The organism is Bradyrhizobium sp. Leo170 (genome assembly GCF_004296405.1).
Taxonomy (GTDB): Bacteria; Pseudomonadota; Alphaproteobacteria; order Rhizobiales; family Xanthobacteraceae; genus Bradyrhizobium.
In genome coordinates, this window is record NZ_PSRR01000016.1 from 1 (window position 1) to 12,668 (window position 12,668).

Sequence of the window (12,668 nt, forward strand, 5' to 3'; positions counted from 1 at the left end):
GCCGCCTCGGCATGTGGCGCCGGAGCGGCCGGCTGGGCCGCAGCAACAGGCGCGGGCGCGGCGGCGGGCGCCTTCGGCTTCACCACCCGCTGCGGTGCCGCCGGGGGAGGATTTTGCGCGAAAGCGGGTTCGGCCCCGCCCAATCCGCCGGCCAGTCCGATGATCGCCAAAGCCACGAGGTGACGGCCGACACGATCGCGACGGTATCGCGGTGTTGGGCGTTCAAACGCAGGACGATAGGCAATCATAGTGACCTCAGGGTTCGATCTTCTGGTTCAGAATCCGGTCGCCGTAATCCTGCAACAGGTTCTGGATCTCGACGCGACGGAAACCGAGTAGCGGTTCGTTAGCCACTACTCACCAAATGTCACATTTTCATAACAGTCCATCAGTTGGCGACCGATCTTGGCCGGTTACTGGTATCTCTGTACGCGCATGGCGGATCAGCGCCGAGAAGGCTCTTGGGCGAGAAGGTTCTTGTAGACCTTTCCGCCTTTCATGATGACCAGGAAATTCTTCGCCGGATCTTCCACGAGTTTGATGTTGTCGATTGGATTGCCATCGACCAGCAGGAGGTCGGCCAGCGCGCCCTCCTCCACCACGCCCAGCTTGCCGGGATATGGATTTCGGGGTCCGGACAGGCTCAGCAATTCGGCATTCGTCGATGTCGCCATGGCCAGCGCTTCAGCCGGCGTGTACCAGCGCGTGAGGTCGGCCAGCATGGCGCCTTGCCGCTCAGCCAGCGCCTGCGAGAACAGGATGTCGGTGCCGAAGGCGGTCTTGATTCCGTATTTCTTTGCCAGCGCATAGACCCTGTCCGTGCCGGCAACCACTTGCCGCATCTTCGCCTGCTCCGAAGGTCCCAGGGCACTTGCGCCCGCCAGATCGAGGAAAGGTTGCGTGCTCAACCAGATTCCCTTCTCGGCCATGAGGCGCGCCGTGGCCTCGTCCATCAGATGGCCGTGCTCGACGCACTTTGCTCCCGCCGCAATCGAGCGCTGGATCGAAGCCGGCGTATAGGCGTGCACGGCCACATAGGTGCCCCAGTTCTCGGCAGCTTCGACGGCGGCACGCAGCTCGGGCTCGGTGAACGTGGACACATCGAGCGGGCTGAACGGCGAAGCGACGCCGCCGCCCGCGGTGAGCTTGACCTGCGATGCCCCCTGCATGAGCTGCTCGCGGGCGCGCACACGAACCTCATCCGGACTGTCCGCCACCATGCTGCCACCAATTCTTTCCATGCGGCTGAGCATGCCGCCGATCGTTCTTGGCAGATCGGTAAGCTGCCGGAAATCGCCATGGCCACCAGTGATGGTGATCACGGCGCCGGACGGATAGATGCGAGGGCCGGCGACGAGACCGTCGTCGATCGCGCGCTTGAGCCCAAAGCTCGGCCCGCCCATGTCGCGGACCGTGGTGAAGCCCCGCATGAGCGTGGCGGTGGCTTCCGCTGCCGCAAGAAGATTGTTGTAGCCGACGTCGTCAGCCAGGGTGGCCGCCGGCGTCGGGCGCACCAACATCGCATGCCAATGCGCGTCGATCAGCCCGGGCATCAGCACGCGTTCGCCGCCGGCGATCACCTGAGCGTCAGCCTGGATCGGCGACACCGAGATCTTCTCGATCTTGTTGTTGCGGATCAGGACATTGGACGGCGCGGAGAGCGCGGCATTCTTTCCGTCAAAGATGCGAACGTTCTGGAACAGCACAGCGGAAGCTTGTTGAGCCTGCGCCGTCGGCGAGGCCGCGAGGTTCATTCCGATTGAAGCCAGTAGCGCAGCAATGAAAGTTCGACCCGGCTTTCTCAAACCTGACATATCTGATCTCCGCCAATGGTGCGTGGCGCAAGGCTCGCATTGATCTTGCTGTGCGGGAGGGAACGCCCGACGTGATCGCGGGCGGTCAGCGAGTGTATTGCCAGTCCCCTGTCAATCGACGGCCGCTACCCAGTTCTTACGGCCGGCAGCCAGGCAAGGGTCAGCCAGCCGATGCCGTGAGACAAGAGGTCGATGCCCAGCAGCAATCCGAGCACCCACGTCCCGGTGGCCGGAAATCCCGTCAGGATGATGAGACCCGCCAGGACGCCGAACAGCCCGGACAGCAGTATGATCCAGCCGAACTGCTGCCAATGGCTGATGCCGACCAGGACACGGACGAACCCGGAGATCAGAAGCAGCAGACCGAGGACAAGGGTCAGGATCAGCGCACTGGTCAGCGGCTGGGTCACCAGCACGATGCCGAATGCAAGATAGAGCGCGCCGAGCAGCAGTTGCCACACGAACCCTCCCCAACCCTTGGTCCAGAAGGCGTGAATGATCTCGAATCCACCGGCGATGATGGCCATCCAGCCGATGAAGATGGTGCTGATCACGGTGAACAGCGCAAGATCTCCGAGGACCAGCAGGCCCGCGACGATCATCACGATTCCGAGCAGGATGCATATCCATAAAGGCGGAGTCGGCAGCCCGGTGAGACGCATCGCCGGACCGTTGTCATAGGTAGTCATGTCATTCTCCTCGATTCCAGAAGCCGTCGAACACGTTACGCATCAACTCGATTGTCCGCGTTCGCCCGCCGTCTCATCGCTCGGAATCTCTCCCGGTCGATAGTTCGGCAGCCGCCCGGCCGGAATGATCGCAAGCAGCGCAAGGCCTGCCATGATCAACAGCCCGATCTTCAGCGCACGCAGCCGCGCCTCGGTGTTCACCCGCACCGCCTCCTCGACCTGCTGCGGCGTGGCGCTCGTGCCTTCCAGCGCGGTCCGCAGCCGGTCGTTGCTGACGAAATTGATGTTGTCGAGATCGACCTGCGCCTGCAGTTCGGGTGTGAGCTTGGGGCTCGCGGCGATGCTGCTCAGCGCGATCGCACTCAGGAGACCGACAAGGAGTGCGCCAGCCACTGCCGTTCCGACGGCGGCGGCGAGGTTGTTAGTCGTGCCGCGCAGCGATCCGACGTCCCCTGCGAGCTCCTTGGGCGAAGCCGTGACCAGCACGTTGAACAGCAGCGTGACAAGCGCGCCTTGCCCGATACCAAAGACAACGAGCCCGAGCAGCACCGGCACCTCGCTCCAGTCGTTGCGCACGACGAATGCGAGCCACAACAGCGCGACGGTGCAAAGGAAGAAGCCTGCTCGCCCGATCTGCCGCGGCGTCAGCTTGTCATAGACGTGCACGATCAGCATCGCGGCAAAGAATACAGTAAGGTTGAACGGCATCATCGCCACCGCAGTGGCGATCGGGCTGCGCCCCTGCACGATCTGAATGTAGAGCGGGACGGAGAAGTTGAGCGCGGCCTCCAGCGCGACGACTGTGAACATCGCGTAGACGGCCGCTCGTTCCTCAGGTGAATCGATCACCTGAAGCGCGAGGAGAGGAGTCTTACCTGCCTCCTCGCGTTTGTGTGTCCACATCAGGAATGCCTGGCCACAGACGATGCCCGCCACGATCAGGATCGGCGCGGGAGACAGGCCGAGAAGGCTGAACGGCGCGTTTGGGCTCGCCAACACGAGCCCCCATCTGTTGAGATTATTGAAGCCGAAGCTGATGCAAATGATCGCGGCTGCTGCGAGTATGACACCAACGATATCGACCTCCACGTCCGGCCGGCCATGGTCGCGCCTGAGGCGGAAGCTCAGCAGGAAAACAATGGCGGCAACGGCGATGAGAATTCCGAACACCGGCCGCCAGCCGATATAGGTGCCCAGTACGCCGCCGATGACGAATGCAAGCACGCCGGCCGCCGCGCGTGCAGAACCGAGCGCGCCCACTGCGGTTGCCTGCTGGCGTCCGGTGTAGTTCTCGGCAATCAGGGCGACCAGCGAGGGCACGATCACTGCGCCGGCGGCGCCGCAGAGCGCCTGCGCCGTGATCATCACGACGGCCGTGGGGCTGAACGTCATCATGACCTGGGATATGAAGAACAGCACGACGGCCGCGCGGAACACCTGTAGCGCGCCGTATCGCTGCGCGAGCTTTGCGCCCAGCATGACGAAGCCGGCGACCAGCATGGAATAGGCCACGATGCCGGTTGCGACCGTGGTCGGAGGAACGCCAAAGCTCTTGACCATTCCCCCCATCGCCACCGGCAACGAAGCGACATTGAACGACATGATCATCTGGCCGAGCGCGATCGCGATCATGGGAATCCATGATGCGCGTTCCTCCTGGTGGATGCCGCCGATCGAGATTGTCTGTGTCACTATGACGTCCTCCGATTTGCTCGGGCTTTTCAGCATCGACCGGGTGGACGAGACGCCGATCCGGTCAACATTTGTCAGTCTTCCGGTTGCGAGACGAACAGATCCATGCCCAATCGCTGCGACAGGAATTTCGCGGCGAGTTGTCCTCTCACGCTGTTGCCGGCCGCATCCAGCGGCGGAGCGAAAGTGCCGAAGCCGCCTTTTCCGGGCGAGACCGCGACAATGCCGCCGCCGATCCCGCTCTTTCCGGGCAGGCCGATGTCGTAAAGCCAATCGCCTGACGTCTCATACAAGCCGGCCGTGATCATCACGGCCAAGGCGTAATGGCAAACCGCAGCATCGACCACGCGTTGCTTCGTGATAGGGTTCACCCCACCGTCCGCCAGCGTCGCACCCATCACGGCGAGGTCTTTGGCGGTCACGTTCAGCGAACACTGCCTCGTGTAGAGATCGGTCGCCTGCTTGGCGTCGCAATAGATCCGGTCGTAGCTCTCCAACAGCCGCGCGATGCTGCGATTGCGGAAATTTGTCTGCGACGCAGAGGCGTAGACCTCTTCGTTGAGCGGAAGTTTGCGGCCTGCGAAGCGCGACAGCCCATCGTGGATAAACTCCCACTGCGCCTCGGCGGACACTCCCGGCGCGAGGCTCGTCGTCGCGATCGCGCCAGCATTCACCATCGGATTGGTACGCCCGCTTCCATTCTCGATCGCCGCAAGCGAGTTGAACGGAAGTCCGGTGGCGTTGGCGCCGAGCTTCGTGCGCGCCTCTTCCGGGCCAAGGGTCTCGCAGATCAGCGCGAACACGAATGGCTTCGACACGCTCATGATGGAGAATTCGTAGCCTATGTCTCCCGCGCCGTAGACGTGCCCATCGGTTCCAACGACACAAACGCCGAACAGCTCGCTCGGGACTCGGGCGAGCGCCGGGTAGACCTGTGAATTATTGCCGTCAGCGTTCGATTTAAGGCGCCGGTGCGCGTCTTCCACCAGCGACTGCACCATCTCGGGATTAGGTAGATGACCGGTCGAAACGTAAGGCCGTTCATCGATCGCCGATCGTGACGCCATCGCACCACTCCGCCCGACGGGGGCTATGTTGTTGATCTAACGCCTACGTTTAAAACGAGTCAATCTGCAACCCGTGCAACAATTTGCTGACAGACCAGCAAATGTGCCGACTGCCATCGAGTTCTCTTCTTACGACGCGCAAGGTTCCAACGCTCGTTAGGTAAGGCAGGCTGTCGCAATCGCCGCACGCAATTGAATCAAAGAGCAGCCATTGACTGCAGAATCCGAACGCCGGGAAATTTGCAACGTGGCCGGTCGAGTGTACGATTGTGTTTGCTCACGCGAGCCTGCCGCTTAGAGCATGATCCGGAAAAGTGGAAACCGGTTTTCCGAAAAGATCATGCTCAATCTAGCTGAGAAAAAACGGACGCGACGAGAATTGGAGAAGGCGGGACATCATCTGAACAGCGAGGCTGATCATGGTGGCAAGTACGAGTGACGGACACTTCCTGCTGGTGAAGAAGCTTGGTGGGTTGGTCGCGATTATCATCGGATGCCTGCTGACGGCGGTTGGCGTGACGTTCGAATCCACCAGCACAACGACTGTCGGCGTTCTGTTTCTTGTGCTTGGCGCCGTCCTGCTCACGCTCAAGATCATCAGACGGAATCAAGGAAGCCCGCTCGGATAGCTGGCTTGCGGTTGGCGTTGAGAATGAGGATGTGCCAGCTGCGATAGCGGTTCACTTCGTTCGCCACTTCAGACAATGGGCGGTTGTTGACGATCAGCAGTCCGCGTTACCAGGCGCTTGCCTCCGCACATGTGCCCTAAAGGTAAAAGCGAGTCGATTTAAGCCAATAGCGAGTCCATCAAGTCTAGGACCCTCCCGGCTACCCACCCTCGACTTGCTAACCTTGAAGTCCGCTTTGCCCCAAGGGCAGACGCAGGATGTAAGTCGCATTTTGACCCTCAACAGACATTCGGTCCCATGCCTTCCAGGAAAGGTTGGTTCTGGCATTACCCGGTCTGTCCCGACGTGCAGAACGGATACGGTTCCCATGTGATGTTCTGATCTGAGTAAAAGTTGGGCGTGCCAATTCCGACATGTTGGTGGTAAGCTGGGTAAATGGAGCGCACCGGCCGCCGGTCAACGCCGGGCTTTTGGCCCCGAGCCAACGACCTGCTTTTCCCGGGCCCGCCGCGACACGACGGGACAAGGTAGTGGCTCGCAAGAGCTAACGACGTCTACCCACAACAAGCAGTTCCCCGAGCTTTGAGCCAGTGTCATGGCGCTGGAAGTCCCGCCGAGCATCCATTTGCAAAGATAGAGCTGGGTCGATCGACCACGACAACGAGAAGCATAAGTGTCGGCGATCAACGCGACCCGATTGCGTTGAGAGACAATCGTTAGGAGGGATATCCAATGCCTCCCGAGATAACCGAGCATGGCAACGAGTCAGTTGCGGTCGACACGCCCGCAACAGCTAAAGCGGGCGCTACGGTCGATCGTGACGGGAAATTACGGCAGGCAGATCCTGTTTCGACGCCCGCCCCACCAGCGAAGCAACGGTTCACACGGCGGCGAAAGTTGCTGATCGGTGTGCTCGGCGCTGTGGTCATTGCGGCCGCGGTGTATGGCATTCCCTGGATCCGGTTCGTGCTCAGCACGGTTTCGACCGATGATGCGTTCGTGAACGGTCACGTGACGTTCGTCGCTCCCCGTGTCCATGGCCAGGTTGCCCGGGTTTTGGTGGATGACAACAACCGTGTGCACAAGGGAGATCTTCTCGTTGAACTGGACAAGGAGCCGTTCCGGGACGCAGTCGCAGTGAAGAAGGCGGCCGTCGATACCGCAGAGGCGGATCTCCAGGCGACCAAGGCCGCGGTGCGCGGCATCGAAGCACAGGCCAGGAGCCGGCGCTGGCAGTTGCAACAGGCGATAGAGAATGTCGAAAACCAGATAGCGCTCCTGCATGCTCGCGTCGCCGCGCTCAGGAAGGCGAAGGCCACACTGACACTGGCGCAGCAGGAGTTCGACCGGACGTCGAAGCTGGTCGAAACTGATACGGCAAGCCGCGAGCTTTATGATCAGCGTCAGGCATCGTTGTCGATTGCCCAAGCCGGAGTCGTCCAGGCATTGGCGGATGTGAATCAGATCCGTGTCTCTTTGGGCCTGCAGGAGAAGCCCGAAGACAGCGCCGATCTCGACCAGGTACCGCCCAATCTCGATCAGACGTTTTCTTCGGTCCTGCAGGCGCAGGCAGCGCTGATTCAGATAGCGGCTGAGCTCGGCGTTCTCCACTCCTACAACCAGTCTCCGAAGCAGATGGTCGACGAGTTCGAAAACGCCGACCCCCAAGGCGACATCAACCGCACCTTCGATCGACTGGCGGCGGAAGCGCCGGCCGTCAAGCAAGCCGAGGCCAAGCTCGAGGCTACCAAACGCGACCTCGCTCTGGCTGAACTCGACCTTCGCTATTGCGACGTTGTCGCTGATATCGACGGCGTCGTCACGCGCCGGAATGTCAATCCCGGCAATGATGTCCAGGTCGGGCAGAACTTGATGGCGATCCGCTCGCTCGGCGAGATCTGGGTCGATGCCAACTTCAAGGAGACGCAGTTGCGCGACTTGCGGATCGGTCAGGCTGCCGATCTCTATGTCGACATGTACGGCGGCAAACAGGTCTTCAAGGGCCGTATCGCGGGCTTCACCATGGGGACCGGATCGACGCTCGCATTGCTCCCGGCGCAGAATGCCACGGGCAACTTCGTCAAGATCGTCCAGCGACTCCCGGTTCGGATCGAGCTTGAAGGATACGACCCGGACAAGACCCCTCTGTTCATCGGCACATCGGTCGTTCCATACGTCAATATCAACAAGCCACCCACCGGACCCGATGCCGGGAAGTTCCTTCAAAGCAACATGCAACCATCGCCGGCCGGCGCTCCGGCTGCGAGCCCACCGGGTGTCGACAAATGACCGAGTTGGCACTTTCACCCTCCAGATCCCCGACAGAGGTGAACCCGTGGCTTGTAGCCGCCGTCGTCATAATACCGACCTTCATGGAGGTGCTCGACACCACCATCGCTGTGGTCGCACTGCGATATATCGCCGGCGGCCTGTCGGCGACCGTCAACGACGGCGAATGGGTCATCACCAGCTACCTCGCCGCCAACGCCATCATCCTGCCGATTACCGGCTGGCTGTCGGCGCATCTCGGTCGCCGCAACTACTTCCTGCTGTCGATCGCCGTCTTCACCCTCGCCTCCGGCTTGTGTGGAATGGCAACCAGCCTCAGTCAGCTGATTGTGTTTCGTGTCATGCAGGGCCTGGCGGGCGGCGGTCTTCAGCCTTCCAGCCAAAGCGTGCTGCTGGACGCCTTTCCGCAGGAGAAGCAAGGCATTGCGATGACGCTCTTTGGCTTGGCTGCCCTTTTGGCGCCGGTCGTCGGTCCGACCCTTGGCGGTTGGATCACGGACAGTTATTCGTGGCGCTGGGTGTTCTTCATCAACGTTCCGGTCGGTCTGCTGGCGCTTGCTGCCTGCTATGCGCTACTCCGGGATCCGGACTATCTCACGAGGCAGCGTTTGGAATTGAGAAGGCAGCCGTTGCGTTTTGATGTACTCGGCCTGTCACTCCTGGTGATCGTCATGGTCTCCTGGGAGGTGATGCTCAGCAAGGGACAGGAGTGGGACTGGCTGAGCGATCCGTTCTGGCGTGTGCAGACACTGGCAATTCTTGTCGTTGTGGGTCTGACCGCGCTGATCTTCTGGGAGTTACGCCACCCCAGCCCAGTGGTCAATTTCCGCCCCCTGCGGGAGCGAAATTTCGCTGCATGCTGCTTCATCATCTTTTGCGCTTTCGCAGTCCTCTACGCCGCCAGCACATCGTTGCCAGCCCTGCTTCAATCTCTGTTCGGCTATGATGCTCTCAGCGCGGGGTTGGTCATGTCGCCGGCTGGGTTCGCCGCGCTTTTGGCAATGCCGTTTGTCGGCCTGGCACTTGGCCGAGGGACCGATGCCCGGTGGTTGATCGCCGCCGGCCTGCTGGTCATGGCGGTCGGAAACTACTGGATGTCGCAAATGAACCTCGACATCAGCCCGGGCCAGGTCGTCTGGCCTCGGGTGATGCTGGTCTTCGGACTCTCGATGTGCTTTGCGCCTGCGAATGTAGCGGCCTATCTCTATACGCCACCGTTGTTACGTGGAGCGGCGGTCGGTCTGCTCAGTCTGCTTCGCAACGAGGGAGGCAGTGTGGGGACATCGCTGGCGCAGGCAATTCAGGAGCGCCGCGACCAGTTTCACACCCTGCGGCTTGGCGAGTCCCTTGATTCCTTCAACGCTAATGTGGCTTCCTTCCTCCATCAGGCCCAGGCAGTGTTCCTGCAGCAGACCGGCGACCCGTCCGCAGCGCAGCAACTGGCCTGGCAGGCGCTCGAGAACTTGCGGCAGCAGCAGGCATCGTCACTTGCTTATTTCGATGTCTTTTGGCTGTTGGCCGTGGTGATGCTGGCGCCGATACTTGCGGTGCTGCTGATGAAGCGTTCGGTGGCTGAGAAAGGCGCACATATCGGTGCCGAATAAGGTGTCCTTGCCGGATGCCGCGCGCCGACGAGGTGACAGAACGATGTCGCGTATTGGCACGGAGCCGCCGATCCGGCACATCCACAACTCGGCCGCTAATCGACCGTAAGGTCACTGTTGGGAGAGCTTGTCATGGAAACCAGGATCGATGAGATCGGTGCAGGCATATATCGCCTCTCTGTCTTTGCGCCCGATGCCGCTCCGCCCACCGGATTTACATTCAATCATCTTGGCGATCCACCTTTCGTTCGCCAGGCACGTCAAGATAGCAACGATTCTGACAAATACTCAGTGCCTAAGATCCTCAAACCTAGCCAGAACCAAGCGTTGTATAACAGCAAAGACCATTGCGGCCGAAACACCGAACATGAGCGCTCCGTTCGTTGCCTCCAGCGGTCCCAGCAACCGCCACGACGGGGTCAGAAGCACATCCCCGTAGCCCAGAGTCGAGTAGTTGACCGCCGAGCAGTAGTAGGCGATTCCGAATTCTTTAAATTCTCCACAGAGGACGAGCAACGCTGCCCATAAAGCGATCTCAATCAGGTGCGCTACGAACGCGAAAGATATAGCCAGCGCCAGGATTGAAAGATCGATCAAGGCGCCGCTGCCTGCGCGCCCGCGTTTCCTCTCATAGCGAAAGAGGTTTACCGTCGCGACCATCGCGAGCGCATGGACGAAGATCGTACATACGACTGCGCCTACGCCAACCATCAACGGAAAGAGAATCGCGAATTGATGATTTTGCGTCATCTTTTACACCGCCACATCCCGGCCAATGTTCTGGGTTGGGACGAATAACGTTCGGACCGCCATCACCCGGGCCGCCCTATGGACGGTTCAAACGGTGGTACACCATACGCCAACCGGTTTGTGCTGACGTCAAATTGTGATCGGCAGGAAGGAACTCTAGCTCGCTCCGAAACGGCTGCTGAGCCGCCCGCCAGCATGCGACCCATCTCGGCCCTTCAGGACTACTTGTCTCCTCCCGAAAGCGGACGATCAGGATGGCGCGGAAGCAGGGCGACGGTCTCGGCGGCCGACTCTCGCAGGTGGCGGCGATTGTGCGGCGGTGATGCTCACGAGAGACCAGCGGCCAGACTTCGCGTGCGCGCAGGGCAGGTGGCAATGAGGCCAACGCGGAAACATAACGACCCGGCGCGGCCCCCCACACGACGATGTTGACACATCAAGCGTGTGTCAACCGCGCTGTGCCGGGTCATAGAAGAATGTTTCTGTGGCAATCTTCTCACCTCGCCAGGTTTGCCATGCGACCTCTTCCTGTTGCAGTTTGCCTCCATCCTTGAAGACGAAGGTGAAGCGCCAGCGAATCGCAACCTGGTCGCCTTCAATCATCGGACCGCCAAGTAGTTCGGTTCTAACCGATTGGCTGCGCTCCATCATCGCGGCCTCACGCTTCATCAGCGCCTCCCGGCCCCCTTGGAGGGGCGGCGCTTGGTTTTCCTGCGTCCACGCGTCATCGTGATACCAGTCGCGGATTGCGCCGACGTGGTCGCCGGAAATCACATGGGCAATGAAGGCTTCGACGGTGGTTCTGGCAGGCATGATCGCTACTCCCAATTAAGAATTGATTCCTTGGGCTTTTTGAACTGGCGATTTGCAGACGCACTATGCCGTCGTCGGCGGATGCGCCATGTCTCATATCGTCTTGGTAAAGCGCGCAGCAAGGGGTCGCCGCCTCGAAGTAGACGGCTGAACGCGAGGCCCACGCTCAAGTGGAACAATGTTCTAGCTCGCTGCGAAACAGCATCGAAACAATTGTCTATTTGGTACGTATCGGGCCGCCACAAAATACGAGCTTGTGATCAACCTCAAAACTGAAGGTGCTTGGCCTCGACGCGCCCACGCGTCTCTCCCCCTCGTCGACGAGGTAATGGAATAAGCGGCCACTCTGCTGCATCGCATGAGTCCGGAATTGGCCCTTCTCAGACTCGTGGGTCCGACCGAATGTCCGCTTTGCACAAGAAGCAGCCCTTTCGACGAGGTCACATTTTGCCCCACAGCGGTCATTCACGTTGGGCGAAGAACGCGACACAGTTCTGTCATCTTTGATCTAATGGTTCCATTTTGCCGAATTTGGGGCTGCTTTTATGCTCAGAATGTATTGGGCTTCCGTCGCCGTACTTTGTTGTTTGGCCTCGTCTGCGCGGGCGGCGGGCATCCAACTTCTCGATACCGATCCCAGTCTAGCAGGCGCCGTTTGGTATCCATGCGCAGCAGGGCCGCAACGTGTGCCGCTCGGCAAACTTGCGATGAATTTTATCGAATCCCTGCAGGGCGTGAAGGACTGTCCTGTCACCGGCACCAAGCTGCCACTGATCATTGTCGCTCACGGCCGAGGCGGTTGGTTCGGCGGTCACGATGACGTTGGACAGGCACTCGCCGACGCAGGATTTGTCGTAGCTGCCATCAATTATCCCGGCGACAACGGTGCCAACCGATCGCAGAGCGAAAGCCTATCGTGACTTCAACGCGAGCATCATCAGATTCTTCCGCGAGCATCTCGTTGGCGACGGCAGCACTCGCTGATCCGGACGAAAGGGACTGCTACTGGCTCTTCTCAGACTTGTGCGTCCGGCCGAATGTCCGGTTACTACCAAGCCCGGCCCCACTGACGGTCCGACGGGACTCGGAATTCGACAACGTCGGACGATGGGGGAGTCGGAGTTTACCTAAACCAGACTCCAGATCCGTTTAATCAACGAACTTGAAAGTATTGACGTTCTCATCCGACCAGACCCGTAATTCGCTTTAGAGCACAGCACAAGCAGCGCGCGAGAGCAGCGTCAACAGCATGTTCGTCCGTCGGTGGTAACGAGTCGCGACACTGGAGGTCCGGCGGATCAGTCATCGCCACATCCGCGAG

At 60.3% G+C, this 12,668-nt stretch carries 11 protein-coding genes; 5 read left to right on the top strand and 6 right to left on the bottom strand.

The annotated features are described in order from the left end of the window. A partial coding sequence (locus tag CWO89_RS46810) for a hypothetical protein (protein WP_207234397.1) occupies nt 1–183 on the top strand: 183 nt, incomplete at its 5' end. A 260-nt stretch (nt 184–443) separates the two neighbouring features. Here CWO89_RS46810 and CWO89_RS05150 read toward each other — a convergent pair. From CWO89_RS05150 to glsA, 4 genes are all read right to left on the bottom strand, one after another. Further along, a complete protein-coding gene (locus CWO89_RS05150) occupies nt 444–1,754 on the bottom strand; it encodes a metal-dependent hydrolase family protein (protein ID WP_130577564.1) in 1,311 nt (436 codons plus the stop codon). A gap of 185 nt (nt 1,755–1,939) precedes the next feature. Beyond that, nucleotides 1,940–2,503, bottom strand: coding sequence for an HdeD family acid-resistance protein (locus tag CWO89_RS05155; protein ID WP_130577565.1), 564 nt, complete (start codon nt 2,501–2,503; stop codon nt 1,940–1,942). A 42-nt stretch (nt 2,504–2,545) separates the two neighbouring features. Then, the gene (locus tag CWO89_RS05160) at nt 2,546–4,195 is read right to left on the bottom strand and encodes an MFS transporter (protein ID WP_245475728.1); all 1,650 of its coding nucleotides are present in this window, start codon (nt 4,193–4,195) and stop codon (nt 2,546–2,548) included. A gap of 74 nt (nt 4,196–4,269) precedes the next feature. Next, complete coding sequence (gene glsA, locus CWO89_RS05165; protein WP_130577566.1) at nt 4,270–5,262, bottom strand: glutaminase A; 993 nt, start codon at nt 5,260–5,262, stop codon at nt 4,270–4,272. Nucleotides 5,263–5,681: 419 nt separating this feature from the next. Between glsA and CWO89_RS05170 the strand changes: the two genes are divergently transcribed. The 3 genes from CWO89_RS05170 to CWO89_RS05180 all read left to right on the top strand — a co-directional run bounded on the left by CWO89_RS05170 (nt 5,682) and on the right by CWO89_RS05180 (nt 9,784). Then, on the top strand, nt 5,682–5,891 hold the full coding sequence (locus tag CWO89_RS05170; RefSeq protein ID WP_130577567.1) for a hypothetical protein: 210 nt from the start codon (nt 5,682–5,684) through the stop codon (nt 5,889–5,891). 897 nt (nt 5,892–6,788) lie between these two features. Continuing rightward, entirely contained in the window at nt 6,789–8,180 is a 1,392-nt protein-coding gene (locus CWO89_RS05175) for an HlyD family secretion protein (RefSeq protein WP_207234398.1), read from the top strand. Continuing rightward, on the top strand, nt 8,177–9,784 hold the full coding sequence (locus CWO89_RS05180; protein ID WP_130577569.1) for a DHA2 family efflux MFS transporter permease subunit: 1,608 nt from the start codon (nt 8,177–8,179) through the stop codon (nt 9,782–9,784). The genes CWO89_RS05175 and CWO89_RS05180 overlap by 4 nt, the downstream gene beginning before the upstream one ends. A 288-nt stretch (nt 9,785–10,072) precedes the next feature. On the opposite strand, the gene CWO89_RS05190 is transcribed toward CWO89_RS05180, so the two are convergent. Further along, nucleotides 10,073–10,534 (bottom strand): ion channel, encoded by a 462-nt coding sequence (locus CWO89_RS05190; protein ID WP_130577570.1) that lies wholly within the window; start codon nt 10,532–10,534, stop codon nt 10,073–10,075. A 447-nt stretch (nt 10,535–10,981) separates the two neighbouring features. Continuing rightward, complete coding sequence (locus CWO89_RS05195; protein WP_130577571.1) at nt 10,982–11,347, bottom strand: nuclear transport factor 2 family protein; 366 nt, start codon at nt 11,345–11,347, stop codon at nt 10,982–10,984. Between the two features lie 707 nt (nt 11,348–12,054). Between CWO89_RS05195 and CWO89_RS46815 the strand changes: the two genes are divergently transcribed. Then, the gene (locus tag CWO89_RS46815) at nt 12,055–12,267 is read left to right on the top strand and encodes an alpha/beta hydrolase (protein WP_207234399.1); all 213 of its coding nucleotides are present in this window, start codon (nt 12,055–12,057) and stop codon (nt 12,265–12,267) included. The last annotated feature ends 401 nt before the right edge of the window (nt 12,268–12,668 follow it).

What these genes read in the sequence shown, in the direction of transcription:
- CWO89_RS05195 (WP_130577571.1), bottom strand. Translation starts at nt 11,347, where the DNA reads ATGCCTGCCAGAACCACCGTCGAAGCCTTCATTGCCCATGTGATTTCC.
- CWO89_RS05150 (WP_130577564.1), bottom strand. Translation starts at nt 1,754, where the DNA reads ATGAACCTCGCGGCCTCGCCGACGGCGCAGGCTCAACAAGCTTCCGCT.
- glsA (WP_130577566.1), bottom strand. Translation starts at nt 5,262, where the DNA reads ATGGCGTCACGATCGGCGATCGATGAACGGCCTTACGTTTCGACCGGT.
- CWO89_RS05170 (WP_130577567.1), top strand. Translation starts at nt 5,682, where the DNA reads ATGGTGGCAAGTACGAGTGACGGACACTTCCTGCTGGTGAAGAAGCTT.
- CWO89_RS46815 (WP_207234399.1), top strand. Translation starts at nt 12,055, where the DNA reads ATGAATTTTATCGAATCCCTGCAGGGCGTGAAGGACTGTCCTGTCACC.
- CWO89_RS05180 (WP_130577569.1), top strand. Translation starts at nt 8,177, where the DNA reads ATGACCGAGTTGGCACTTTCACCCTCCAGATCCCCGACAGAGGTGAAC.
- CWO89_RS05155 (WP_130577565.1), bottom strand. Translation starts at nt 2,503, where the DNA reads ATGACTACCTATGACAACGGTCCGGCGATGCGTCTCACCGGGCTGCCG.
- CWO89_RS05190 (WP_130577570.1), bottom strand. Translation starts at nt 10,534, where the DNA reads ATGACGCAAAATCATCAATTCGCGATTCTCTTTCCGTTGATGGTTGGC.